Annotated in this window: 25 protein-coding genes; 9 read left to right on the top strand and 16 right to left on the bottom strand. The window is 65.7% G+C overall.

All coding sequences use genetic code 11. The features are described from left to right. Positions 1 to 39 precede the first annotated feature (39 nt). Positions 40 to 1,674, bottom strand: a complete 1,635-nt coding sequence (locus EBMC1_RS16095) for an MFS transporter (RefSeq protein ID WP_003051244.1) — start codon at positions 1,672 to 1,674, stop codon at positions 40 to 42. A 107-nt stretch (positions 1,675 to 1,781) separates the two neighbouring features. On the opposite strand from EBMC1_RS16095, the gene EBMC1_RS16090 reads away from it, so the two are divergent. Genes EBMC1_RS16090 through EBMC1_RS16080 form a run of 3 tightly spaced genes read left to right on the top strand, consistent with a single transcriptional unit; the run spans position 1,782 to position 4,019 of the window. Then, entirely contained in the window at positions 1,782 to 2,570 is a 789-nt protein-coding gene (locus EBMC1_RS16090; protein ID WP_003051242.1) for a cyclase family protein, read from the top strand. Positions 2,571 to 2,601: 31 nt separating this feature from the next. Beyond that, the gene (locus tag EBMC1_RS16085; RefSeq protein ID WP_003051239.1) at positions 2,602 to 3,444 is read left to right on the top strand and encodes a TauD/TfdA dioxygenase family protein; all 843 of its coding nucleotides are present in this window, start codon (positions 2,602 to 2,604) and stop codon (positions 3,442 to 3,444) included. 50 nt (positions 3,445 to 3,494) lie between these two features. After that, a complete protein-coding gene (locus EBMC1_RS16080; RefSeq protein WP_003051236.1) occupies positions 3,495 to 4,019 on the top strand; it encodes a hypothetical protein in 525 nt (174 codons plus the stop codon). A gap of 13 nt (positions 4,020 to 4,032) precedes the next feature. On the opposite strand, the gene EBMC1_RS16075 is transcribed toward EBMC1_RS16080, so the two are convergent. After that, positions 4,033 to 4,701 carry a lysoplasmalogenase gene (locus EBMC1_RS16075; protein ID WP_003051233.1) on the bottom strand — a complete coding sequence of 223 codons (669 nt, stop codon included), beginning with the start codon at positions 4,699 to 4,701 and terminating at the stop codon, positions 4,033 to 4,035. 73 nt (positions 4,702 to 4,774) lie between these two features. Between EBMC1_RS16075 and trmFO the strand changes: the two genes are divergently transcribed. After that, entirely contained in the window at positions 4,775 to 6,124 is a 1,350-nt protein-coding gene (gene trmFO / locus EBMC1_RS16070) for a methylenetetrahydrofolate--tRNA-(uracil(54)-C(5))-methyltransferase (FADH(2)-oxidizing) TrmFO (RefSeq protein ID WP_156001414.1), read from the top strand. Between the two features lie 19 nt (positions 6,125 to 6,143). Here the strand turns inward: trmFO and EBMC1_RS16065 are convergent, their stop codons facing one another. Beyond that, positions 6,144 to 6,842: an aspartate/glutamate racemase family protein gene (locus tag EBMC1_RS16065; protein WP_003051228.1), complete on the bottom strand. Its 699-nt coding sequence runs from the start codon at positions 6,840 to 6,842 to the stop codon at positions 6,144 to 6,146. A gap of 198 nt (positions 6,843 to 7,040) precedes the next feature. Here EBMC1_RS16065 and EBMC1_RS16060 point away from each other — a divergent pair, with 198 nt between their 5' ends. After that, entirely contained in the window at positions 7,041 to 7,394 is a 354-nt protein-coding gene (locus tag EBMC1_RS16060) for a hypothetical protein (protein WP_003051225.1), read from the top strand. Here the strand turns inward: EBMC1_RS16060 and EBMC1_RS16055 are convergent. From EBMC1_RS16055 to EBMC1_RS16035, 5 genes are all read right to left on the bottom strand, one after another. Beyond that, positions 7,366 to 8,838 carry an NAD(P)(+) transhydrogenase (Re/Si-specific) subunit beta gene (locus EBMC1_RS16055; RefSeq protein ID WP_040590724.1) on the bottom strand — a complete coding sequence of 491 codons (1,473 nt, stop codon included), beginning with the start codon at positions 8,836 to 8,838 and terminating at the stop codon, positions 7,366 to 7,368. The genes EBMC1_RS16060 and EBMC1_RS16055 overlap by 29 nt on opposite strands. Before the next feature lie 59 nt (positions 8,839 to 8,897). After that, positions 8,898 to 9,179, bottom strand: a complete 282-nt coding sequence (locus tag EBMC1_RS16050; protein WP_003051219.1) for a proton-translocating transhydrogenase family protein — start codon at positions 9,177 to 9,179, stop codon at positions 8,898 to 8,900. 149 nt (positions 9,180 to 9,328) lie between these two features. Beyond that, positions 9,329 to 9,943, bottom strand: a complete 615-nt coding sequence (locus tag EBMC1_RS16045; RefSeq protein WP_003051216.1) for a fasciclin domain-containing protein — start codon at positions 9,941 to 9,943, stop codon at positions 9,329 to 9,331. Positions 9,944 to 10,068: 125 nt separating this feature from the next. Then, positions 10,069 to 11,190: an NAD(P) transhydrogenase subunit alpha gene (locus EBMC1_RS16040; RefSeq protein ID WP_003051214.1), complete on the bottom strand. Its 1,122-nt coding sequence runs from the start codon at positions 11,188 to 11,190 to the stop codon at positions 10,069 to 10,071. Between the two features lie 12 nt (positions 11,191 to 11,202). Next, a complete protein-coding gene (locus tag EBMC1_RS16035) occupies positions 11,203 to 11,325 on the bottom strand; it encodes an aa3-type cytochrome c oxidase subunit IV (protein ID WP_003051210.1) in 123 nt (40 codons plus the stop codon). Between the two features lie 269 nt (positions 11,326 to 11,594). Here EBMC1_RS16035 and EBMC1_RS16030 point away from each other — a divergent pair, with 269 nt between their 5' ends. Beyond that, complete coding sequence (locus tag EBMC1_RS16030; protein ID WP_003051207.1) at positions 11,595 to 13,025, top strand: sigma-54-dependent transcriptional regulator; 1,431 nt, start codon at positions 11,595 to 11,597, stop codon at positions 13,023 to 13,025. Here EBMC1_RS16030 and EBMC1_RS16025 read toward each other — a convergent pair. From EBMC1_RS16025 to glmM, 8 genes are all read right to left on the bottom strand, one after another. Then, on the bottom strand, positions 13,022 to 13,402 hold the full coding sequence (locus EBMC1_RS16025) for a baeRF12 domain-containing protein (RefSeq protein ID WP_003051203.1): 381 nt from the start codon (positions 13,400 to 13,402) through the stop codon (positions 13,022 to 13,024). The two genes, EBMC1_RS16030 and EBMC1_RS16025, sit on opposite strands and share 4 nt — an antisense overlap. A gap of 97 nt (positions 13,403 to 13,499) precedes the next feature. Beyond that, on the bottom strand, positions 13,500 to 14,630 hold the full coding sequence (folP, locus tag EBMC1_RS16020) for a dihydropteroate synthase (protein WP_003051200.1): 1,131 nt from the start codon (positions 14,628 to 14,630) through the stop codon (positions 13,500 to 13,502). A 107-nt stretch (positions 14,631 to 14,737) separates the two neighbouring features. After that, positions 14,738 to 15,877 (bottom strand): site-specific DNA-methyltransferase, encoded by a 1,140-nt coding sequence (locus EBMC1_RS16015; RefSeq protein ID WP_040590722.1) that lies wholly within the window; start codon positions 15,875 to 15,877, stop codon positions 14,738 to 14,740. Between the two features lie 237 nt (positions 15,878 to 16,114). After that, a complete protein-coding gene (locus tag EBMC1_RS16010; protein WP_003051194.1) occupies positions 16,115 to 17,008 on the bottom strand; it encodes an oxidoreductase in 894 nt (297 codons plus the stop codon). A gap of 16 nt (positions 17,009 to 17,024) precedes the next feature. Beyond that, on the bottom strand, positions 17,025 to 17,582 hold the full coding sequence (locus tag EBMC1_RS16005; RefSeq protein ID WP_003051191.1) for a ribonuclease HII: 558 nt from the start codon (positions 17,580 to 17,582) through the stop codon (positions 17,025 to 17,027). After that, complete coding sequence (gene thiD, locus EBMC1_RS16000) at positions 17,579 to 18,721, bottom strand: bifunctional hydroxymethylpyrimidine kinase/phosphomethylpyrimidine kinase (RefSeq protein WP_003051186.1); 1,143 nt, start codon at positions 18,719 to 18,721, stop codon at positions 17,579 to 17,581. Before thiD ends, EBMC1_RS16005 begins: the two co-directional genes overlap by 4 nt. Continuing rightward, positions 18,718 to 18,942, bottom strand: a complete 225-nt coding sequence (locus EBMC1_RS15995) for a DUF1272 domain-containing protein (RefSeq protein ID WP_003051183.1) — start codon at positions 18,940 to 18,942, stop codon at positions 18,718 to 18,720. Before EBMC1_RS15995 ends, thiD begins: the two co-directional genes overlap by 4 nt. 126 nt (positions 18,943 to 19,068) lie before the next feature. After that, entirely contained in the window at positions 19,069 to 20,409 is a 1,341-nt protein-coding gene (glmM, locus tag EBMC1_RS15990) for a phosphoglucosamine mutase (RefSeq protein WP_003051180.1), read from the bottom strand. A 107-nt stretch (positions 20,410 to 20,516) separates the two neighbouring features. Between glmM and EBMC1_RS15985 the strand changes: the two genes are divergently transcribed. From EBMC1_RS15985 to EBMC1_RS15975, 3 genes are all read left to right on the top strand, one after another. Beyond that, positions 20,517 to 21,764, top strand: coding sequence for a dicarboxylate/amino acid:cation symporter (locus EBMC1_RS15985; RefSeq protein WP_003051177.1), 1,248 nt, complete (start codon positions 20,517 to 20,519; stop codon positions 21,762 to 21,764). After that, complete coding sequence (locus tag EBMC1_RS15980; RefSeq protein WP_003051175.1) at positions 21,761 to 22,756, top strand: aldo/keto reductase; 996 nt, start codon at positions 21,761 to 21,763, stop codon at positions 22,754 to 22,756. Before EBMC1_RS15985 ends, EBMC1_RS15980 begins: the two co-directional genes overlap by 4 nt. Positions 22,757 to 22,931: 175 nt before the next feature. Beyond that, a complete protein-coding gene (locus EBMC1_RS15975; RefSeq protein ID WP_003051172.1) occupies positions 22,932 to 23,315 on the top strand; it encodes a hypothetical protein in 384 nt (127 codons plus the stop codon). Positions 23,316 to 23,344 lie beyond the last annotated feature (29 nt).

Raw genomic sequence — 23,344 nt, 5'->3', positions numbered from 1 at the left:
TTCGCCCTAGCCGGGAACGAACCCGCCGCCAATGGCCGTTCAGGCGTCGGCGGCGCGCTTGTCCCATTCGCCGGGCACGGGCTCCTTGAGCATGAAGGCGGCGACCAGGAACGCGACGAGCACGACGCCCCATGTGTACCACAAGCCCGCATAGGCATTGCCCGTCACCGCGGCGATCAGGCTGGCGATGAACGGCAGGAAGCCCCCGAAATAGCCGGTGCCGATATGATAGGGGATCGACAGCGAGGAATAGCGTACGTGCGGCGGAAACATCTCGGCGAGCAAGGCGGCGACGGGGCCATAGGTAAAGCCCGACAGCGCGCTGAGGCCGAGCAGCGCGAGCAGGATCACCGCGAGGCTGCCCACCCCCGGTACCTGCTTGTCGAAGCCATAGCCCATCGCCTCGAGCGCTGGCCGCAGCAGCGCCGGATCTTCGCTGGCGACCTCGCGGCCGCCGATATGGATTTTCACGCTGTCCAAGCCGCTTCCCGACGGCTGCACCTTATAGGGCACGCCCAGCTTGGTGAGTTCGGCAATCGTGCGGCCGCAAGCCGTCGTCTGCTGCTTCTGTTCGAAGGGATTGTAGGAACATTGGCTGCCGGTCACGACGACCGGCGCCTTTGCCGCCGCCTCCTTGAGCGCAGGATTGGCAACTGCGCCCATCATCCAGAAGAGCGGAAAGAGGACAACGAGCGTCACCGCATAGCCCCAGACGATCGGCTTCTTGCGCCCGATCCGGTCCGACAATTTGCCCGCCCAGATGAAGAATCCCATGCCGAGGGCAGCGGCGAGGCCCACGATGACCTCGGCCGCGGTGTCATCCACCTTCATCGGGCCTTTCAGGAAAGCGAGGCCCGAGAACATCGCGGTGTACCAGATGACGGTCAGCCCCGCCGCGATCCCGAACAGCGCGACGAAGATGCGCTTGGGGTTGCCGGGATAGGTAAAGCTTTCCTTCAGCGGATTCTTGGCGATCTCCCCCTCTTCCTTCATCGCCTGAAACACCGGGCTTTCGGAGAGTTTGAGCCGCATCCACAGCGAAATCGCGAGCAGCAGCAGCGACAGCAGGAATGGCACGCGCCAGCCCCAGCTTTCCCAGACATCGGCGGGCATCGCCGCCTTGCACGACAGCACGACGATCAGGCTGAGGACAAAGCCGCCGACGACGCTCGCCTGGATGAAGCTGGTATAGAAACCGCGCCGTTCGGGCGGCGAATGTTCGGCAACATAGACCGCCGCGCCGCCATATTCACCGCCGAGCGCCAGCCCCTGCAATATGCGCAGCAGGATGACGATGATCGGCGCCGCGATGCCGATCGTCGCGGCCGAGGGGATCATGCCGACCCCGGCGGTGGCGATCCCCATCAGGGTGACGGTGACGAGGAAGGTATATTTGCGCCCCAGCCGGTCGCCGAGAAAGCCGAACAGCACCGCGCCGAGCGGCCGGAAACCGAAGCCGACGGCAAAGCCGGCCCATACCAGCAGCACCTCCAGCGTAGCATTGTCGCTCGGGAAAAAGGCTTTGCCGATGATCGCGGCGAGCGTGCCGTAGATGAAGAAATCATACCATTCGAAGATGGTGCCCGCCGACGAGGCGGCGATGACCATGCGAATATCCTTCGCGGTCGGTTCATAGACCGCGCCATGGTCGGCGACGGCGGCTGCGTCGGTCATATACTCTCCCCTGCCCCGGTTCGGGCTTGTCACCGTTTCTAGCGGGCGCCGAACCGCGCGCAAGCCTTCGCTTGGCGCCGCGGCCTATCGGTGGCAGATTGCGGGCCATGCAGTTCATCGACCTTTCGATCCCGATCACCAACGACGTCGTCTCCGACCCGCCGGTGATGCGCCCGCAAATCAGCTACATGACCCACGAGACGACGTGGGAACAGATTGCGATGTTCTTTCCGGGACTCGCGAAGGATGACCTTCCCGACGGCGAAGGCTGGGCGGTCGAAAGCCTGACGTTGAGCACGCACAACGGCACGCATATGGACGCGCCCTGGCATTTCCATTCGACCACCGATGCGGGCGCCACGCCTGCGCCCAGCATCGACGAGGCGCCGCTCGACCTCTTTTTCCGGCCCGGCGTCAAACTCGACTTTTCGGATCGTCCCGCCGGCCATGTCGTCAGCGCGGCCGAGGTGGAGGCCGAACTGGCGCGGATCGGCCACACCCTTCAGCCGTTCGACATCGTGCTCGTCCAGTCGGGCGCGATCTACGGCACCGACAATTTCACCGATCAGGGCTGCGGCATGGGGGCCGAGGCGACGCTTTATCTGACGGAACGCGGCGTGAAGGTCGTCGGCACCGACGCGTGGAGTTGGGACGCACCGTTCAGCCACACCGCGAAACGCTGGGCCGAAACGCGCGATCCGTCGATTATTTGGGAAGGCCATAAGGCGGGACGGATCCGGCCCTATTACCAGATCGAGAAGCTGACGGGCCTTGCCGCCCTGCCCCCGACCGGCTGGACGCTGTCCTGCTTCCCGGTGAAGATCGAGCGCGCGAGCGCCGGCTGGATTCGCGCCGTCGCGCTGATCGATGGCGCACCGGTTTCGCACACCGATTGACGGCGGCGGGCGAACGGCGCAGCATCGCGCCATGGCTTTCACGATCACCCCAAGCGGCCAAGCGTGCGGCGCCGCGATCACCGGCGTCGACCTGACGCAGCCGCTTTCGGCCGGCGACGTGGCCGACATCCGCGCGGCGTGGCTCGACCATCATGTCCTCGCCTTTCCCGGCCAGTCGCTGCTTGACGACGATCTTGAGCGGTTCACGCAATATTTCGGCGGCTTCGGTGACGATCCCTTCATCGCACCGATTGCGGGCCGCCGCCATGTCATCGCGGTCAAGCGCCGCGCCGACGAAACCGCGCCGCTATTTGCCGAAAACTGGCACAGCGACTGGAGCTTTCAGGCGCGGCCACCGGCCGGAACCTGTCTTTACGGCATCACCATCCCGCCCGTTGGCGGCAACACCGAATTTGCGAACCAGCATGCGGCGCTTGCCGCCATGCCGGACGCGCTGCGCGCCCGGATCGAGGGGCGCCGCGCGATCCACAGCGCGCGCGGCGGCTATGCCCCCTCGGGCATGTATGGCGCCAACGACAAGGGCCGCAGCATGGACATCCGCCCCGGCGAAGCGGCGATGGCCACGCAGGCGCACCCGATCATCCGCCGGCACCCCGAAACGGGCCGCGAGGGCCTGTTCGGCTGCGCGGGCTATATCGTCGGGATCGAGGATATGGACGATGCCGAAGCGCTGCCGCTGATCGTCGAGTTGTTGCACTGGCAGGGGCGCGAGGAATTTCGTTACAGCCACAAATGGGACGCGGGAACGCTGCTGATGTGGGACAATCGCTCGGTCCTCCACCGCGCGACCGGCGGCTATGACGGCTATGACCGCCTGCTCCACCGCACGACGATCGCCGCGTGGGACGGCTGACGGCCGCACAAAGCGCCACCTATTTCGCACCATCTCCGGAAAGCTCTCCCATGCGTCTCCTCGCCCTTGCCCTGCTTCCCTTTGCCGCCTTGCTCACCGGAGGCGCCGCGCCGGAGCGCCCGCGCGCGCCGTTCGATGGGGCGTGGATGTCCTGCGAAACCTATCGCGGCGCGCAAATCTGTTCATACAAGCTGATGCGGCAAAGTGGCGCGCGCGTGTGCGGCGTTCAGCAATATTTCGCCACCAATGCCTATTATGTGCAGCGTTTTATCGCGAAGGCCGACGGTAACAGCGCGCATGTCGAACGCATTTGCGGCGATCCCGGCTCCGAAACGTCCAGCTATTGCCCCGGACGGGCCCCCTCGGGAGCCGCAAAGGTCGGATGGGAACCAACCGATCGGGTACTCCATGCCTGCGGTAAACGATTGTACGCAACCGCTCCCGGCCAGAGCTTCAGCTGCGCGAGCGCGCGCCCCGATACGGGCGTGCCGAAGGTTCGCTCGCTCGCCGGCAACGGCCCCGCACCGGAGGATGCCGTATGGCTGGCCTCGTGCATCGAGGGCAACGACGACTAGCGGACGCCCGGCGCTAGGCTCGATCCCTCTCGCGGCTCAGTGTCGATACGACGCCCCAGGCGATCAGCGCCTGCCCCGCAAAGTAGAGCGGCCAGACGAGCCACAGGGTGACGTCCTTCGAAAGCGCACCGCCTTCGCCGGCGAAGATGAAGAGGTCGCTCGCCAGGAACAACATCGCGCCGATCCCGGTGCGATAGCGCGGAAAACGGCTCGTCCACGCCGAAGCTGCCATCGCGGCGACGAGCGCGGTATAGCCGACCGCTGCCGGGCCGTCGGGCGCACCGCGCGTCAGCCCCCACGCGATGACGAGCGCCGCCGGAACGGTCAGCCAGCCGAGCCAGCGCTGCGGGGCCGACAGTGCCGGGCGCCGGTTACGCCAGTAAAGGATGATCGCGGTGACATGCCCAGCCGCAAAAGCCAGCGCGCCGACGATCAGCCCCCTGGCGTCGAGCAGATAGTCGCCGAGCGCCCCGAAACCGAGCGTCAGCGCGATCAGGCGGCCATCGGTGCCGCGCGCATTCGCGGCGGCCCACAAGGCGAGCAGCGCAGCCCCGCTCGTCTTCCACGCCCAGATCGCGGGGCCGTGCCAATGCTGATGAACCGCGACGAAAAAGCTGACACCGCCGACCAGCGCGAGCCACCAAAGCCACCGCGCGCGATCCCAACCCCGTTCATCGCTCATCGCCCACCCCTTTGCATCTTGCTCACAAGGCGCCTACTGCGCGGCGGATCGGGTACAAGTCAACGGATAGCGTATAGTGGCTCACGACATTCATATCATCGGCGGCGGCCTCGCAGGATCGGAGGCGGCATGGCAGCTTGCCGAGGCGGGCTACCGCGTGCGCCTGTCCGAAATGCGCGGGGGCGGCGACATGACCCCGGCGCATCAGGGCGACACGCTCGCCGAAATGGTGTGTTCGAACAGCTTTCGCAGCGATGACGGCGACAGCAACGCCGTCGGTCTGCTCCACCGCGAGATGCGCAGCCTCGGCTCGATCATCATGCGCGAAGCCGATGCCACAAAAGTTCCCGCCGGGTCGGCGCTCGCGGTCGACCGCGATCTCTTTTCGGGCGGCGTCACCAAAGCGCTTGCCGAGCATCCCAATGTCACGATCGTGCGCGAACGCGTCGACACGCTGCCGACCGAGGGCATGACGATCGTCGCGACGGGACCGCTCACCGCCGCCAGCCTCGCGGAGAGCATCGGCGTCGCAACGGGGAAGGACGCGCTTGCCTTTTTCGACGCGATCGCGCCCATCGTTTACCGCGACAGTATCGACATGGACATCGCCTGGATGGCGAGCCGCTGGGACAAGGTCGGGCCGATCGGCGACGGCAAGGATTATATCAACTGCCCGATGGACAAGGATCAATATTACGCCTTCGTCCAGGGGCTGATCGACGGCGACAAGACCGAATTCAAGGACTGGGAAAAGGACACGCCCTATTTCGAGGGCTGTATGCCGATCGAGGTGATGGCCGAACGCGGCGTCGAAACGCTGCGCTTCGGGCCGATGAAGGGCGTCGGGCTGGACAATCCGCGCACCGGGCGCTGGCCCTATGCCGTCGTCCAGCTCCGCCAGGACAATGCGCTCGGCACCTTGTGGAACATGGTCGGCTTCCAGACCAAGCTGAAGCATGGCGCGCAGGTCGAGCTGTTCCGCACCATTCCGGGGCTCGAAAAGGCCGAGTTCGCGCGGCTAGGCGGTCTTCACCGCAACAGCTTCATCCGGTCGCCCGAACTGCTCGACGGCCAGCTTCGCCTGAAATCGGCGCCGCATATCCGCTTTGCGGGTCAGATCACCGGCTGCGAAGGCTATGTCGAAAGCGCCGCGATCGGCCTTGTCGCCGCGCGCTTCGCGATCGCCGAGCTCAGCGGTCGTTCGCTACCGCCGCCGCCGCCCGAAACGGCGCTCGGCGCGCTGCTCGGCCACATCACCGGCGGCGCCGACGCTGCATCCTATCAGCCGATGAACGTCAATTTCGGGCTGTTCCCGCCGGTTGCGGAGGATGTCCGCAAGAAGGACCGCAAGCTCGCCTACACGCAGCGCGCGGGCGCGGCGCTGGCCGAGTGGATGAAAGTGGCGGACGGCGTCGCCGCGTAACCGCGCGCGCCCCCCGCGATCAGGGCGCGTCGCCCAATATCCAGTCGATACCTGCGGCGACATGGATGCGCGCCGTATCATACACCGGCAGCACGTTTGCGTCGGGATCGACAAGCATCACCAGTTCGGTGCAGGCCAGAACAAGCGCCTGAATATCCTGCTTGGCGATGTCGGTGATGAAGGTGCGCATCGTCCGGCGCGAATCCTCAGTCACCTTGCCCTGCATCAACTCGTCATAGATGATGCGGTCGATCTCCTCGGCGCGGCTCGCGTCATAGGGGGCGAGCGTCAGGCCGTGGCGCACGAGCCGCTGGCGGAACCAGGGTTCGGTCATGACGTTGCGGGTGCCGATCACTGCCGCCGCCTTCACGCCGTCGGCGCGCATCTTTTCGCCCGTTTCGTCGACGATATGAAGCAGCGGGATCGAAATCGCCGCAGCGACGTCGTCCGCCACCTTGTGCATCGAATTGGCCGCGATCATCAGCGCCGTCGCCCCCGCCGCCTCGAGCCGCCGCGCCGATGCGATCAGCACCTCCTTCGCGTGATCCCATTGCTCAGGTGTCGAGAGCCGCGACAGATCGCAATAATTCAGGCTTTCCATCAGGATCGGCGCGGAACAGCCGGTGCCGACCCGCTTTTGCAGCCCCTTGTTGAGGTGCCGATAATAAAGCTCGGTCGATGCCCAGCTCATTCCTCCGATCAAACCGATTTTGCGCATGGATGACGTCTATCCCTTCATCGTCACCCCGGCGAAGGCCGGGGTCTCGCCGTCCATTTCCGACGCGAGGTTGAGATCCCGGCCTTCGCCGGGATGACGATTCGGGTCAATGCCCCTCAGTCTGGAGGCGGCGGGCCCGTCGGGGCACCGCATCCGCTTTTCTTTGACGCGGCTCGCCGCACACGGCAGACCGGCGCGATGGACGCGATCCGGCACTATTTTCTGGCCCAGCTCGCGGAGCAGGAAGCCGAAGCGGCCCGGCACCTTGGCGACAGCTATTGGACCGACAGCCGCACCGGGCGCAACGTCGGGCTGGACGAGCTGCAGGCGATCGGCGCGATGAAAGGCGTCGCGCTCGACCCGCGCCCCGGCGAGGATGACGCGCAAATCTATCTACGCCACCTGCTCGCCGATCTCGACGATGTCGCGAACCGCTTTCGCGCGGCCGCGCCCGATCCCGACGGCTATGGTATCGCGACGATCGGCACCGTCGCGCGCCGGCTTGCGGCCTTCGGCTCTGACCCTAGTGCCCGCTGCCGCTCAGCGCCTTGACGATGTCGTCGGCCATCTTCTTGGCATCGCCGAGCAGCATCATCGTCTGGTCCATGTAGAAGACGTCGTTGTCGACGCCGGCATAGCCGACGCCGCCCATCGACCGCTTCACGAACAGCACGGTCTTCGCCTTTTCGACGTCGAGCACGGGCATGCCGTAGATCGGCGAGGTCTTGTCGGTCTTGGCCGCTGGGTTGGTCACGTCGTTGGCGCCAATCACGAAGGCGACGTCGCATTGTGCGAATTCGCCGTTGATGTCCTCGAGCTCGAACACTTCGTCATAGGGGACATTCGCTTCGGCAAGCAGCACGTTCATATGGCCGGGCATACGGCCCGCGACCGGATGGATCGCATATTTGACGTTCACGCCCTCTTTTTTGAGCATGTCCGACATTTCGCGCAGCGCGTGCTGCGCCTGCGCCACCGCCATGCCGTAGCCGGGAACGATGATGACATTTTCCGCCTGGCTCATCAGGAAGGCCGCGTCCTCGGCGCTGCCCGGCTTCCACGGGCGCTGTTCCTTCGAACCGCCCGCCCCGCCGCTCGAATCGTCGGCGCCGAAGCCGCCGGCGATGACGCTGATGAAGCTGCGGTTCATCGCGCGGCACATGATGTAGGAGAGGATCGCGCCGGACGAACCGACGAGCGCGCCGGTGATGATCATCGCGGTGTTGCCGAGCGTGAAGCCCATCGCTGCCGCGGCCCAGCCCGAATAGCTGTTGAGCATCGACACGACGACCGGCATGTCGGCGCCGCCGATCGGGATGATCAGCAGGAAGCCGATCAGGAAACTCAATGCGGTGATCGTCCAGAAGACCCACGGCGACTGGTCGGTCAGGAAATAGGCGACGAGGCCGATGATCGCGGCGAGCGTGCCGAGGTTGATGACGTGCCGCGCGGGCAGCATGATCGGCGCGCCCGACATATTGCCGTTGAGCTTCAGAAAGGCGATGACCGAGCCCGAAAAGGTGATCGCGCCGATGGCGATGCCGAGCCCCATTTCGATCCGGCTGACCGCGAAAATCTGACCCATTTCGTCGGCGATATGAAAGGCGCCGGGATTGAGGTAGGCCGCCGCCGCCACCGCAACCGCCGCAAGGCCGACGAGGCTGTGAAACGCCGCGACGAGCTGCGGCATCGCGGTCATAGCGATCCGGCGCGCCATGACGATGCCGATGATGGCGCCGATCGCGATCGCGCCCAATATCTCCGCCATCGCCGTGACATCGATCCCGACGTAACTGTTCGCCGCGTCGCCGCTTTTCCACGGGGCGTGGGTGATCAGCGTGGTGACGACCGCAATCGTCATGCCGATCATGCCGAAACGGTTGCCGCGCCGCGACGAAGCCGGGCTCGACAGGCCGCGCAGCGCGAGGATGAACAGGATGCCCGAGGCGAGATAGGCCAGCGCCACCCAGGGATTGATCGGTGCTACTTCGTGCATGCTAATTCCCCCGTCGGGCCATCCGTCCATGGCCCGTCAAATCCTTGGTTCGCAGCGCCTTAACGCTCTTTCTTCTTGTACATTGCGAGCATGCGCCCGGTGACCGCAAAGCCGCCGAAAATATTGATGCTCGCCATCACGACCGCGGCGAGGCCGAGCCATTTCGAGCTTGCCGAGCCCGCCGCCGCGCTGGCGATCAGCGCACCGACGATGATGACCGACGAAATCGCGTTGGTCACGCTCATCAGCGGCGTGTGCAGCGCCGGCGTCACCGACCAGACGACGAAATAGCCGACGAAACAGGCCAGGACGAAAATCGAAAAGATGGAAATGAAATCCACGGCGCGCTCCCCTGCTGATTCCGCGTCGGCACCTCTTGCCGTGGGAGCGCAGGCCTGTCGACTCCAAAGCTGTCAAAAAGTCACGCCCGCGCATCTCCGGGCAGGAAATGACGGGCGCTTTGTGAAATATAATTACGCCTCAAGACAATTTACATCTTGGGGAGCAGCACCGCGTCGACGACATGGACGATACCGTTCGCCTGCCCGACGTCCGCCTGCGTCACCGCAGCCTTGTTGCCGCTCGCACTCGTCAGGATGATCGCATCGCCCGATTTGGTCGCGGTCAGATCCTGGCCATCGAGCGTCTTGAGCATCGCCTTGCCGCCGCCCGCATCGATCTTCGATGCCAGATCGGCGGCGGTCAGCCTACCCGGCACGACATGATATTTGAGCACGCCGGCCAGCACGACTTTCTGCGCGGGACGCGCCCAGCCGTCGCGCGTGACCGCGGGAACCTGCGCAAAGGCGGCGTCATTGGGCGCAAACAGCGTGAAAGGCCCCGGCCCCGACAGCGTATCGGCCAGCCCGGCCTGATTCACCGCGGCGGTCAGCTGGCTCAATATCGGCGAGGCAGCCGCATTGGCGAGGATCGTCTTGTCAGGCGCCATCCCGGCACCGCCGACCTGCGGATTGGCGCTCGCGGTGACGACATCGTTCATCGCGCCGCTTTCTGTTTCGGCCTTGGGCGGCTCGGGCGTCTTGTTGCAGCCGCCGAGCGCCAATGCCGCCACCATGGCACTCATGAACAAGCCGGATTTCGTCACCTCTGATCTCCTTGCTGAAACGGCCCGAACGACCCCGTGCCACATCGCGCGGCACCCCGATTCGCAACGCCATTGGCGCGCGAAAGTTTCAGAAGAAAGTCAGCCGGACGCGTCCAGCGGAACGCCTACCCCAACAGCCGCTCGTTCACGACCTTGCCGCCCCGCGTCAGCCGCACGGCATTGCCGATTTCCTCGTCGAGCACGGGCTTGCCCGCTTCCTTGTCCCAGAAGGCCGACAGGAAATTGAACAGGTTGCGGCTGAACAGCGCGCTGGTGTCGGCGGGCATCAGTGCCGCGATATTCTTTGCGCCGATCACGGTGACACCGTGGATCTGCTTCGTTTCGCCGGCCACCGAGCCTTCGACATTGCCGCCGCTTTCGGCCGCCATGTCGACGATCACGCTGCCCGTGCGCATCGTCGCGAGCTGCGCGTCCGAAATCAGCCGCGGCGCGGGGCGCCCCGGGATCAGCGCGGTGGTGATGACGATATCCTGCTTGGCGATATGCCCCGACACCAGCTCAGCCTGGGCTTTCTGATATTCGTCGGACATTTCGGTGGCATAGCCGCCCGCACCCTCGCCCTCGATCCCCGCGACGCTTTCGACGAAGATCGGCTTCGCGCCGAGGCTGAGAATCTGTTCCTTGGTCGCCGAGCGCACGTCGGTCGCGCTGACCTGTGCCCCCAGGCGCCGCGCGGTCGCGATCGCCTGGAGCCCGGCGACGCCGACGCCCATGATGAACGCCTTGGCCGCGCTGACGGTGCCAGCAGCGGTCATCATCATCGGAAAGGCGCGGCCATAGGCGTTTGCCGCCATCAGCACCGCCTTGTAGCCCGCGAGATTCGCCTGGCTGGACAGGATATCCATCGACTGCGCGCGCGTGATACGCGGCATGAATTCCATCGCCAGCGCCTCGATGCCAAGCTTGGCATAGTCGTCGACCCGCGCGCGCTCGCCAAACGGGTTGAGCCCCGCCGCCAGCCACGCCCCGTCGGCAAAGCCCGACAGGCTCTTGGGATCGGGGCCCTGAATGCCGAGGATGATATTCGCACCCTTCAGCACATCGGCGCGGCTGCTAACGCTCGCCCCTGCAGCGGTGTAATCGGCGTCGGCGATCGAAGCCGTAACCCCTGCTCCGCTCTCGACTGCGACTTCAGCGCCCAGGCCGATGAATTTCTTCACCGTTTCCGGGGTCGCAGCGACACGGGTCTCGCCCGCGGCGAGTTCCTTCAGCACGGCGATGCGCATGACCGGCGCCGCTTAGGAAGAGATCAGAAGGACGACGACCACGGCGACGATCACGGTTGCGATCGTGCCGACCTTCAAAAGACCCAGAAAGCCTTCATAGGTCTGGTTCGCCGTTTTCATATCCTGTTCCGCCATGGCCATTCCCCTTTGCCTTGTACCCGCTTGATACGTGGTATCCGCTTGTTTCCTGCCCGCCAGCGCAGCGCCGGGCGCCCGCCAGAATCGGATATCGCGCCGGTCTTAGCCATGCGCCCCCTGATGCTCAATAGCGGGTTTTGCGCCGCGGCGCATAGCGGGCAAAAGCCTGGTGGCCTTAATCCGGCCTTTACCCATCCCGGTTACACATGGCGGCTACCGCGGACACCGGCACCCTGCGTGCCGACAAAAGGGGCAATTGGGAAGCGATGGCGAACGCGCGCGACACGCGAATGGTGATGATCGTCGACAGCGAACCGGCGCAGCAGCGATTCCTTTCGGCGCTGGTGTCGCGGGGCGGCTGGCGCAGCGTCGTCGCCGCCGACACCGACACCGCGCTCGCGAAGCTCGGCACCCAGGAAGGCATGGCGCTCGACGCCGTGCTCGTCGATCAGGGCGCGCCGGGTGTGCCGATCCCCGAATTCATCGCCGAACTGCGCCGCTGGCGCCCGGCGCTGCCGCTTATCGTCATCACCATGCGCAACGGCGTCGAAGTCGCGGTTGCCGCGATGCGCGCAGGCGCGAGCGATTTCGTGCAAAAGCCCATCGCGCCCGACCGGCTGCTCGGCGCGCTCGACCGCATCGTCTCGCAGACCGGCCCGCAGGGCGAATTGCGCCCGCTCACCGAAAAGCTGCGCGCGCCGCTCGCCTTCGAAGAAATCATCGGTTCGTCGCCCAATTTCCGCAGCGCGCTGGCGATCGCCGCCAAGGCCGCGCGCGCCCGCGTGCCGGTGATGATCAACGGCAAGCCGGGCACCGGCAAGGAAGTCTTTGCCCGCGCGATCCACAGCGCCAGTCCGCGTGCGCGCGGCCCGCTGGTGATGGTCGATTGTTCGGCGGTATCGCCGGGGCTTATCGGATCGGGGCTGTTCGGCCACGAACGCGGCGCCTTTCCCGGCGCCTTCGACCGGCAGGTCGGCCGGCTGGTGCAGGCCGACGGCGGCAGCATCATCATCGACCATGTCGAATGTATCCCGCTCGACACACAGGCAAAACTCGTCGAATTTCTGAACGGCGGCGAAGTGCAGATGATCGGCGGCTCGATCCGCCAGACCGTCGACGTCCGCATCATCGCAACGAGCGCCAGCCCGCTCGACAAGCTGATCGAGGCGGGACATTTCCGCGAAGACCTATTCTACGCGCTGTCGACCGCGCAATTCACCCTGCCCTCGCTTTCCGAACGGCGCGGCGATGTCGGGCCGCTCGCCCGCCATCTGCTCACGCGCATCGGCGGCCTGCCCGGCATGGGCCCGATCGGCATCACCGACGATGCGCTACGCCTGCTCGCCGCCTATGCCTGGCCGGGCAATGTCCGTCAGTTGCAGGACGTGCTCTTCCGTGCGGCGGTCGAAAGCAAGACCGACGTGCTGACGAGTGCCGACTTCAAGGCGATCGAAGCCGCCCTCGGCGGCAGCGTGAGCGGAGACGCCAATGTCGCGATCAACGGCGAGGCGATCGGCATCACCCTCTACCTCCCCGACGGCAATCTTCGTCCGCTCGAGGATATCGAAGCCGATGTCATCCGCCTCGCCATCGGCCATTACCGCGGCCGCATGAGCGAAGTCGCCCGCCGGCTCGGGATCGGGCGCTCGACGCTGTATCGCAAGCTCAGCGATCTGGGGATCGACACCGCGGCCTAAGCCGCGCCGATCGCCTGCTCGATCTGCGCCGTGTCGGCGTTGGTCAGCGTCTTGGCGAGTTCGCCGACCAGCCGCTTTTCCAGTTCGCGATGATAATGGCCGCGCATCACGCCGAGCGTGTGCGGATCGGCAATCACGAGCAGTTCTTCGATTTCGTTGTCGAGGATGCGCTTGTTGAGAAGCGCCGCGACGCCCGCGGCGTGTCCCCGCTCGTCAAGGTCGCGGGGTTCGGGCTTCGCGCCGCCGCGGTTTCCGGCGTCGACCTCCGGGCTGGCCGCATCGACAAGGTTGATAAGGTCGGCATCGCCATCGTTGCGAAACAGAACGAAGCGGTTGCCGTCGGCAACGGCGACATGGGCGCCATGGGGAAGTTGCATGGAAGTCTCCTTCGGAGCCCGCAATCGGAGCGGGCCTTCAAGAAGGGGACGCATGACAGTGCTGCAGGGTTTCCTCTCCCGCGACCGATGGAGGAACTCAGGCGGTCAGCGCCGCATCCCGCAGCCCGCGCCACACCCGCAGCGCCTGCCGGTTTTCGGCCACATCATGCACCCGCAGCAACTGTGCGCCCTGCGTCGCAGCCTGATAATGAAGCGCGACCGTGCCGCCAAGGCGCTGGTCTGCAGAGGCTTCGTTGTCCAGTGCCCCGATCAGGCGCTTGCGGCTCGCCCCGAAGAGCAGCGGGCAGCCGAGGGTGTGGAAGAGCGCAAGGCCATTGATCAGCGCCAGATTGTCGGCGACCCCCTTGCCGAAGCCGATGCCCGGATCGACGATGATCTTTGCGGGGTCGATGCCCGCCGCGATGCAGTCCGCGACACGCTCGGCGAGCATGTCGTAAACATCGAACAGGACATGCGCGTAGGTGCCGCCTTCGTGCGGATCGCTCTTTGCCGACGGCGCGTGCATCAGCACGACGGCGCAGCCCGCGCGCGCCACGACCTCCATCGCACGGTCGTCGTAGCGCAGCGCCGAAATATCGTTGACGATCGTCGCTCCGGCGGCGAGCGCCGCCTCCATCACCGCCGCCTTGCGCGTGTCGATCGACACCGCGGTTCCGCCGCGCGCGAGCGCTGCGACGACATTTTCCACGCGCTTGACCTCATCGCCTTCCCAGACCAGCGGCGCGCCGGGCCGGGTCGATTCCCCCCCGACATCGACGATCGCCGCCCCTGCCGAGGCCATGGCGAAGCCGGCCTCGATCGCCGCTGCCTCGTCGACCGTCTTGCCGCCGTCGGAAAAGCTGTCGGGCGTGACGTTGAGGATGCCCATGATTTGCGGCTCGCCGAGCCGTACCGTACGCGCGCCCAGCGTCAGCGCGCCGCGCGGTCGTGCCGTCGCGGCCCGCTGCGCGCGCGCTGCCTCGGCGAGCCGGCTGGGCATCGCGGCAATCCAGTCGTCGAGTTCGGCCACCGGCACCACCGCCGAGCGGATTATGTCATTGTCGCGCAGGCTGACATGCCAGGCGGCGAACCAGATCATCGCGTCGGCGAGGCGCAGACAATGGTCGTCGAGTTCGTGCGGACGATCGACGAAGCAGGTCGGGCGGAGGTAGACGCGCGCATCCTCCCATGTCGTACCGAAGTCCGGCTTGGTGAGTGGAACGAACATGCAATCCCTTTCCCGTCGCCCCCGCGGAGGCGGGGCCGTAGTCGGCTTGTCGCGGCGCGGCAAGGAGATCTGGCCAACGGCCCCCGCGTTCGCGGGGACGACCAGGCTTATGCCTCGTTCGCGAGCAACCAGTCCTGCCGCACCGTGTCGATCACGCGCAATTCCTTGCCCGTATCGACGTGCCAAAATGTCCAGCCGTTGCAGCTCGGCGCGCCCTGCACGCCCGCGCCGACCTTGTGGATCGACCCCGCGGGTTGCCCCTCGCATTCCAGACTGCCGTCGACACGCACCACCGCCTTCCAGCGGCGCTTCGTATCGGTGAGCGTCGTTCCCGGTGCAATCATGCCGCATTCGACCAGCGTGCCGAAGGCGACGCGCGTTGCGGCCTTGGGCGCCATCATCGTCCGCACCGTGCTTTCGTCGAGCGGCAGCGCCATTTCGATGCGCTCCTTTGCCGCTTCGATATAGCCGTCCTCGCGTTCGATGCCGATGAAGCGGCGGCCAAGGCGCTTGGCGACCGCGCCGGTGGTTCCGGTGCCGAAAAACGGGTCGAGGATCACGTCGCCGGGGCTCGAGCAGGCGAGCAGGATGCGATACAACAGCGCCTCGGGCTTCTGCGTCGGGTGCACTTTCGTGCCGCCCTTCTTGAGCCGTTCCTGACCGCCGCAGATGGGGATCAGCCAGTCGGAGCGCATCTGAAGTTCGTCGTTGAGCGTCTTCATCGCGCGATAATTGAAGGTGTAGCGCGACTTTTCGCCCATCGAGGCCCAGATCAGCGTCTCGTGCGCATTGGTAAAGCGCGTGCCCTTGAAATTGGGCATCGGGTTCGCCTTGCGCCACACGATATCGTTCAGGATCCAATAGCCATTGTCCTGAAGCGCGGTGCCGACGCGGAAGATGTTGTGATAGCTGCCGATCACCCAGATGCTGCCATTGGGTTTGAGGATGCGCTTCGCTTCCTTGAGCCACGCATGGGTGAAACGGTCATAAGCCGCGAGACTGTCGAACTTGTCCCAATCATCGTCGACGGCGTCGACCTGGCTGCCGTCGGGACGATGCAGATCGCCGCCGAGCTGGAGGTTATAGGGCGGGTCGGCGAAGATCATGTCGACCGATGCCGCCGGCAGGCTGCGCATCATGGCGATGCAGTCGCCTTGCAGGATGCTGTCCAGCGGCAGATCGAGCGGGGCCGCTTTCGGCGTCCGCTGTTTTGCGGCCGGCGCCTTGACCCGTTCCATAACACCCATGTTTCGCCCCTGTCCTTGTCCGAAAGAAGCCCCTGATGAGTCCGGCGGAGTCCGCCGTCAAGCGCAGGATTCTAGGGATTCCGCCTCTCGAAATGGTTAACGCGTCGAGAACGAAAGGAGTCTGCCACGACATATGGAGTCTCGCGCGACTCGGGGACTCAACCACTGGTGGTGTGGCCGTCAGGACTCAGCGGCGAATTTTTTTCGATTTGGCGCCCAACCAAGTGCCATTCGGGTTCAAATTCCCGGATCGACCCCGGTGAGGTCGACCGAACGCTCCCACAATTCGCGCCCCAGCTTCGGGTCGCGCGCCGCCTTGGTCGCGCGCGCGGGTCCCGACGCGCCGCTGATCTCGCCCAGCCCCTGAGGTCCCAGATAGTCGCCGCCCTGCACATGGGCGCCGGTTGCCGCCTGCAAGGTCGGCCAGGCGCCCTGCGCCGCGCTGTTGAAAAACGGCGTGGCCAGCGGCGTCATCGACCGCAGCGGCCATGGCAGATGGCGTGTCAGCTCGGTGAGCGCGACACCCGGATGCGCGCCGATCGCCTGTGTCGCCCGCCCCGCCGCGCCCAGCCGGCGATCGAGCTCGAACATATAGGACAGATTGGCGAGCTTGCTCGCCTGATAGCGCGACCAGCCATGATAGCCGCGCCGGGCATCGAGATCGCTGAAGTCGATCGTGCCGCTCTTGTGCGCCAGGCTGGCGGTGACGACGATCCGGTCGTCGACATGACCATGTATCAAGCCGGTAAAGGCAAAGGTGCCGAGGTGATTGACCCCGAACTGCAATTCGAAGCCCTGCGCGGTCAGCGACCGCGGCGGGATCATTACGCCCGCGTTGTTGACGAGGACGTCGATGCGCGGTCCGGCGCGTACCGCGGCCGCCGCCTCGCGAACCTGATCGAGATCGGCGAGATCGAGCCGCACGAAGGACAGGTCAGCGCCGGGAACATCGTCCGCGATGCGCGCCATTGCCGCCTCGGCGCGCGCTGCGTCGCGGCAAGCAAGCACCACCGCCGCTCCGCGCGCCGCCAGGATGCGCGCGACTTCGAAACCGATGCCGGCATTGGCGCCGGTGACGAGGAAGCGGCGACCGGTCTGCGCGGATACATGCTCTGCCGTAAATCCGCTCATCGCCCTCTCCCGTCCGTCAGATCAGCGTCAGCTGTGCGACCGGCGCAAAGCTCGCGCGGTGGAGCGGTGTCGGCCCCAATTGCCGCAGCGCCGCCAGATGCTGCGCGGTGCCATAGCCCATATTCGTCTCCCAGCCAAAACCGGGAAAGCGGCGCGCCGCATCAGCCATGAAGCGGTCGCGATGCTCCTTGGCGATGATGCTCGCCGCCGAAATACAAGGGTGCAGCGCATCGCCGTCGACGATCGCCCGCGCGCGCCAGCGCCATCTGGGCAGGCGATTGCCGTCGACCAGCACCTCGCCGGGCTCGACCCCCAGTGCCTCGACCGCGCGCGTCATCGCAAGGAAAGTCGCCTGCAAAATGTTGATGCTGTCGATCTCGGTCACGCTCGCTTCGCCGACGCCCCAGCGGCAACGCGCCTTGATTTCTACCTCCAGCGCGGCACGGCGCTTCGCGCTCAATTTCTTGCTGTCGTCGAGACCGTCGATCCCGTCGTCGCACAGGATCACCGCCGCCGCGACCACCGGACCCGCGAGCGGTCCGCGCCCCGCCTCGTCGACGCCGACGACGATCATATCCGCCACGGCGGATAACGCCGGTATTCACCCGCCTGATAGAGGCACAGACGATTGCCCGCGGGATCGGTCAACCGCGCCTCGCGCCAGCCCCATTCCTCGTCGCGCGGCATCTGGTCGAAGCGCACCCCGCGCCGCGCGAGATAGGCGACCCAGGCGTCGAGCGCGCCGCTTTCCAGATAGGTGGTCGTTCCGCCCGCGTCGCCGTCGCCGACATGAATCGAGAGGGTGACGCCGTTCGCCGCCTCGAAGCGGGCATAGCCATTTGCGCCGCTATCGACGATCTGCGTCAACCCCATTTGTTTGTAGAAAGCCACCGACGCCGCATAATCGGTCGCCGGCAGGGTGATCTGGTTGAGTGCGGGGCCGGTAAACAGCCCGTCGTTCCGCACCCCCTGCTGTCCCATCGGTCCATGCCCCTCGCCCAATCCAGGCGCATCCATCAGCGCCAAACGCACAAAGTCGCGTGCGCGCGCCACCGCGGGCTCGAGCGGCATACCCTGCGCCAGCCCTGTCGCGATCGCGCTGGCGAGCGTACAGCCGGTACCATGGGTGTTCGTCGTCGCGATACGCGGGGCTTCCCAGCGCGCCACTTCGCCCGCATCGGCTTCGATCAGCCGGTCGACCACGGTGTCGCCTTCGCCATGCCCGCCCTTGGCGAGCAGCGCGCAGCCATGGGCCAGCACCGCCGCCTCGCCGCCGAGCGCCGCCAGCTCGCCAAGATTGGGCGTCGCCACCGCCGCCCGGTCGAGCAGCGCCTCGAACGCGCGGATCGTGTCGGCGTCAGCAAGCACCGATCCGCTGGTCGCGACCATGACCGGGTCGAACACCACCGCGGCGCCGGCCATGTCGGGCCGGCGAAGCCGTTCGGCGACCGCCGCCGCGGTTGCCGCGCTGCCGATCATGCCGATCTTGACCGCATCGATGCCGATGTCGGCGACGACGCTGTCGATCTGCATCAACACCATCTCGGCCGGGACAGCGTGGACGCCCTGCACGCCCATCGTATTCTGCGCGGTGATCGCGGTGATCGCGGTCATCGCGTGGCCGCCGAGCATGGTGACGGTCTTGATATCCGCCTGAATGCCCGCACCGCCGCCGCTATCGGAGCCGGCGATAATCAGAACGCGTGCGGTCAACGCTTGAACTTTCGCTCCGTCGAAGCGGGGAATTTCGCCAGCGCGGCGCCTTCGCGCAGCGGACGGTCGAGCAGGTCGCCGCCGCAATTGGGGCAGCGTTCGTCGAGCTTGTCGGCGCAGGTCGCGCAAAAGGTGCATTCGAACGAGCAGATGAAGGCGCCGTGGATGTCCGCGGGCAAATCACGGCCGCAGCGTTCGCAATCGGGTCGCATCTCAAGCATGTATATATTCCTTAAAAACCGTTCGCCCCAAGCTTGTCGGAGGGGGCCGTTCTTCCTGCTCCGCTCATAGAGAAGAGAATGGTGCTTCGACAAGCTCGGCACGAACGGGGTGAGACTATTCGGTTTTCAATTCGCCGCCGCCGCGCGCACCGCGTCGCAGATCATGTCGACCACCTGTTCAACCTCACCCGCATCGTCGCCTTCGGCCATGACGCGGATGACGGGTTCGGTGCCCGAGGCCCGGATCACAAGGCGGCCGCGGCCGTCGAGCATGGTTTCGCCCTCGGCGATCGCCGCCTGCACCGTCGGCGCGTCGAGCGGCTTGCCGCCGGCAAAGCGCACATTCTTCAAAAGCTGCGGGACCGGGTCGAATTGGTGGAGCAGTTCGCTCGCCGGTCGTCCGGCGCGGACGAGTTCGGCAAGCAATTGAAGCGCGGCGAGCGTCCCGTCGCCCGTCGTCGCGTGGTCCGACAGGATCATGTGCCCCGACTGCTCGCCGCCGACATTGAAACCGCCCGCCTTCATACGTTCGAGGACATAACGATCGCCGACCTTGGTCCGCTCGAGCCGCAGCCCCTCGCCCTCCAGAAAGCGTTCGAGGCCAAGGTTCGACATCACCGTCGCGACGACGCCGCCGCCTTTGAGCCGTCCCTGCCGCGCCCAGCTCGCCCCGATCAGCGCCATGATCTGGTCGCCGTCGACGATGTTGCCCTTTTCGTCGACGACGATCAACCGGTCGGCGTCGCCGTCGAGCGCGACCCCGATGTCGGCGCCGCTCGCCACCACCGTTTCCTGAAGCAGCGCCGGCGCGGTCGATCCGCAGCGGTCGTTGATGTTGGTGCCATTGGGTTCGACGCCGATCGCGATCACGTCGGCGCCCAGTTCCCAGAATACGGTCGGCGCGCTGTTGTAGGCGGCGCCATTGGCGCAATCGAGCACCAGCTTCAGCCCGTCGAGGCGAACCGAGCCGGGCAGGCTCTGCTTCACCGCGTGAATATAGCGCCCGCGCGCGTCCTCGATCCGTTTGGCACGGCCGATATGCGCGGGTTCGGCAAGCGCCGGCGCCGCTTCGAGCAACGCCTCGATCTGCATTTCATCGGCATCGGACAGCTTGTAGCCATCGGGCCCGAACAGTTTGATGCCATTGTCGTGGAAGGGATTGTGGCTGGCAGAGATCATCACGCCCAGATCGGCGCGCATCGACTGCGTCAGCATCGCCACTGCAGGCGTCGGCATCGGGCCGACCTGTACCACGTCCATGCCGACGCTGGTGAATCCCGCGACCAGCGCATTTTCGAGCATATAGCCCGACAGGCGCGTATCCTTGCCGATCACGACGCGGTGCTTGTGTCCGCCCCGCAGGAAATGCGCGCCCGCCGCCATGCCGACGCGCATCGCCACTTCGGCGGTCATCGGCACCTTGTTGGTCAGGCCCCGGATCCCGTCGGTTCCGAAAAACTTGCGCATGCCGTCTCCGCTTCCTAATCCTCGGGGTTCACGCTCGCCCACCCCGGCAGTCCGGACGGCACTAAGTCACCCATATTTGCTTGGCAAGCAGGCCGGAGGTTTTGAACTTGAAATCGGCATGGATCATCCTGTCATCGCTGATTGCGGGCATGCTGCTCGGCATCCTGCTCGACATGGCCGCCCCGGCGGCGGGCACCGCGTCGCTTCCCTATGTCGAAACCGTCGGCCTGTTGTGGCTGAAGGCGCTGACGATGACGATCATCCCGCTGATCGTCGCGCTGCTCATCACCGGCATCACTGCGACCGCAGACGCCGCGCGCGCGGGAACGCTCGCGGCGCGGTCGGTCGGCATCTTCATGGTGTCGATTTTCCTCACCGGCCTGATGTCGCTGCTCGTCACGCCGCTGTTGCTCCGCCTGTTTCCACTGTCGCAGGGCGCCGCGGCGGCGCTGCGCGGCGGGCTCGGCGGGGCGACCGAAGCGCCGCCCTCGCCGACCTTTTCGGATTTCATCCTCGGCCTGATCCCCGCCAACCCGATCGCCGCGGCGGCGGAGACGACGGTCCTGCCGCTGATCGTCTTTACCACCATCTTCGCTTTCGCAATGACGCGCATCGCCCCCGACGCACGCGCCAGCCTGTCGGGCCTGTTCAAGGCATTGGGCGACACGATGCTCGTCGTCATCGGCTGGGTGCTCGCGCTCGCCCCGATCGGCGTCTTCGCGCTCGGTTATGCGCTGGCGATCAAGGCCGGGCTCGCGGCGTTCGGCGGCCTCCTCCATTATGTGCTGATCGTCTCCGGCGTTGGCGTCTGCTGCATCCTGCTTGGCCTTGCGCTCGCCTGGCTGGTCGTCGGCGTCGCGCCGGCGCGCTTCGTCCGGGCGATGGTGCCGACACTCGCGGTCGCGCTGTCGACGCAAAGCTCGCTCGCCAGCCTGCCCGCGATGCTCCGCGCGACCGAGGATCTGGGCGTCGATCCCAAAAAGGCCGATATCGTGCTGCCGCTTGCGGTCGCGCTTTTCCGCTTCACCAGCCCGGCGATGAACTTGGCGGTGGTCGTCTATATCGCTTGGCTGTTCGGCCTGACGCTGTCGCCCTGGACGATGGCGGTCGGCCTTGCCGTCGCGATGGCCGCGGCGCTGAGTTCGGTCAGCCTGCCCGGATCGATCAGCTATGTGACCTCGATCGCGCCGATCGCGGTGTCGATGGGGGTGCCCGTCGCGCCGCTGGGGCTGCTCGTCGCGGTCGAGACCTTTCCCGACATATTCCGGACATTGGGTAATGTTATCGCCGACGTCGCCGCGACCAAATATGCCGCCGACGGCGTTCGCGACGAACCAGAAGGAGAAGCAGCATGAAATATCGCACGCTCGGCCACGGCCTCGAAGTCTCGGCGATCGGCGTCGGCTGTATGCCGATGATCAAGGGCGGCAATATCCTCTATGGCGAAGCCGCCGATATGGACGAGGCGACGCGAACGATCCACCGCGCGATCGACATGGGTGTCACCTTCTTCGACACCGCGCAAATCTATGGCCCGTTCACCAATGAGGAACTGCTCGGCGAAGCCATCAAGGGCAAGCGCGACGGTCTTGTCATCGCGACCAAGTTCGGCTTCCGCTTCGACGGCAAGCAGATCGTCGGCGTCGATGGCAGCCCCGACAATGCGCGCCGCGCCTGCGAAGGATCGCTCCAGCGCCTCGGCATCGACACCATCGATCTCTTCTATCAGCACCGCGTCGACCCCTCGGTACCGATCGAGGAAACCGTCGGCGGGATGATGGAGCTGGTCAAGGAAGGCAAGGTGCGCCACATCGCACTGTCCGAAGCCGGCCCCGAAACGCTGCGCCGCGCCGCCAAGGCCGCGCCGATCACCGCCCTGCAGAGCGAATATTCGATCTGGGAGCGCGACGTGGAGGACGAAATCCTGCCGGTCTGCCGCGAATTCGGCATCGGCTTCGTCCCCTATTCGCCGCTTGGCCGCGGATTCCTGGCAGGCGCGGTGCGCAGCCGCGACGAGCTGCCCGAGCATGACTGGCGCCGCAACGATCCGCGCTATTCTGAGGAAAATCTGCCCGCCAACCTGCGCATCGTCGATGCGATCGGCGCGGTCGCCGACCGGCACGGCGTGTCGAAGGCGCAGGTCGCACTCGCGTGGCTGCTCGCACAGGGCGACGACATCGTCCCCATTCCCGGCACCAAGCGCCGCGCAACGATGGAAGACAGCATGGCCGCCGCCGACCTGACCCTCAGCGCCGACGATATCGCGGCAATCGACGCCGCCGCGCCGAAGGGCGGCACCAGCGGCCCGCGCTACGGCGAACAGGGAATGCGGATGGTGCGGCTGTAGGGTTTCGGGTTTCGGCCGGAACAAGTCCCGTCGCCCCCGCGCAGGCGGGGGCCGCTGTCGGTTTACGCAGCGCCGCAGAAAAAAGGCCGATTGCGGCCCCCGCCTGCGCGGGGGCGACGTTCTGAAGCAACGTCCGCTAACGACCGATTGCGGACATTGCAGCTTCCGCTACGCTATGCGGATGACAGAATGTCCAGATGCCGAGGCAATCGCGGAAGCGTGGATAGCCGAGAGACTTGCAAACCTCACGGTCGCTCAAGGAGAGCCCATTGAGGTTGAGTATACGGATTTGCTCGATGGACTGATATTCGCGCAACCCTCGATGGCATGGGATGCCCTCAAAAACATCTCACGCGATGAGCGGGTAGACCCGGTCGACGATGTTTTTGGAATGGGGCCGCTCAGCTCGTTCATTTTTCAGTGCGGCGTCGACTTCCGCGAAGAGATTCATGATTTCTGGAAGCTAAATTACAGATTCCGAGAGCAATATAAGATGGTGGTGTTTAGGGATATTGCTGAGGCAATCATTGCGCCAGACAGCATTGTGGGTGCTGCCTAAAACGTATGATGTATCAATGTCAGCTTTCC

Origin of the sequence: Sphingopyxis sp. MC1 (assembly GCF_000371385.1) — a bacterium.
In the GTDB taxonomy this organism is placed as follows: Bacteria; Pseudomonadota; Alphaproteobacteria; order Sphingomonadales; family Sphingomonadaceae; genus Sphingopyxis; species Sphingopyxis terrae.
This window is presented reverse-complemented; position numbering and strand designations above follow the sequence as displayed.

What these genes read in the sequence shown, in the direction of transcription:
- EBMC1_RS15995 (WP_003051183.1), bottom strand. Translation starts at nt 18,942, where the DNA reads ATGCTTGAGATGCGACCCGATTGCGAACGCTGCGGCCGTGATTTGCCC.
- EBMC1_RS16030 (WP_003051207.1), top strand. Translation starts at nt 11,595, where the DNA reads ATGGCGAACGCGCGCGACACGCGAATGGTGATGATCGTCGACAGCGAA.
- glmM (WP_003051180.1), bottom strand. Translation starts at nt 20,409, where the DNA reads ATGCGCAAGTTTTTCGGAACCGACGGGATCCGGGGCCTGACCAACAAG.
- folP (WP_003051200.1), bottom strand. Translation starts at nt 14,630, where the DNA reads ATGTTCGTTCCACTCACCAAGCCGGACTTCGGTACGACATGGGAGGAT.
- EBMC1_RS16005 (WP_003051191.1), bottom strand. Translation starts at nt 17,582, where the DNA reads ATGATCGTCGTCGGCGTCGACGAGGCGGGGCGCGGACCGCTCGCGGGT.
- EBMC1_RS16095 (WP_003051244.1), bottom strand. Translation starts at nt 1,674, where the DNA reads ATGACCGACGCAGCCGCCGTCGCCGACCATGGCGCGGTCTATGAACCG.
- EBMC1_RS16040 (WP_003051214.1), bottom strand. Translation starts at nt 11,190, where the DNA reads ATGCGCATCGCCGTGCTGAAGGAACTCGCCGCGGGCGAGACCCGTGTC.
- EBMC1_RS16055 (WP_040590724.1), bottom strand. Translation starts at nt 8,838, where the DNA reads ATGCACGAAGTAGCACCGATCAATCCCTGGGTGGCGCTGGCCTATCTC.
- EBMC1_RS16035 (WP_003051210.1), bottom strand. Translation starts at nt 11,325, where the DNA reads ATGGCGGAACAGGATATGAAAACGGCGAACCAGACCTATGAAGGCTTT.
- EBMC1_RS16060 (WP_003051225.1), top strand. Translation starts at nt 7,041, where the DNA reads ATGGACGCGATCCGGCACTATTTTCTGGCCCAGCTCGCGGAGCAGGAA.
- EBMC1_RS16075 (WP_003051233.1), bottom strand. Translation starts at nt 4,701, where the DNA reads ATGAGCGATGAACGGGGTTGGGATCGCGCGCGGTGGCTTTGGTGGCTC.
- EBMC1_RS16065 (WP_003051228.1), bottom strand. Translation starts at nt 6,842, where the DNA reads ATGCGCAAAATCGGTTTGATCGGAGGAATGAGCTGGGCATCGACCGAG.
- EBMC1_RS16015 (WP_040590722.1), bottom strand. Translation starts at nt 15,877, where the DNA reads ATGGGTGTTATGGAACGGGTCAAGGCGCCGGCCGCAAAACAGCGGACG.
- EBMC1_RS16090 (WP_003051242.1), top strand. Translation starts at nt 1,782, where the DNA reads ATGCAGTTCATCGACCTTTCGATCCCGATCACCAACGACGTCGTCTCC.
- EBMC1_RS16080 (WP_003051236.1), top strand. Translation starts at nt 3,495, where the DNA reads ATGCGTCTCCTCGCCCTTGCCCTGCTTCCCTTTGCCGCCTTGCTCACC.
- EBMC1_RS15975 (WP_003051172.1), top strand. Translation starts at nt 22,932, where the DNA reads ATGCGGATGACAGAATGTCCAGATGCCGAGGCAATCGCGGAAGCGTGG.
- EBMC1_RS16010 (WP_003051194.1), bottom strand. Translation starts at nt 17,008, where the DNA reads ATGAGCGGATTTACGGCAGAGCATGTATCCGCGCAGACCGGTCGCCGC.
- EBMC1_RS15980 (WP_003051175.1), top strand. Translation starts at nt 21,761, where the DNA reads ATGAAATATCGCACGCTCGGCCACGGCCTCGAAGTCTCGGCGATCGGC.
- EBMC1_RS16085 (WP_003051239.1), top strand. Translation starts at nt 2,602, where the DNA reads ATGGCTTTCACGATCACCCCAAGCGGCCAAGCGTGCGGCGCCGCGATC.
- EBMC1_RS16025 (WP_003051203.1), bottom strand. Translation starts at nt 13,402, where the DNA reads ATGCAACTTCCCCATGGCGCCCATGTCGCCGTTGCCGACGGCAACCGC.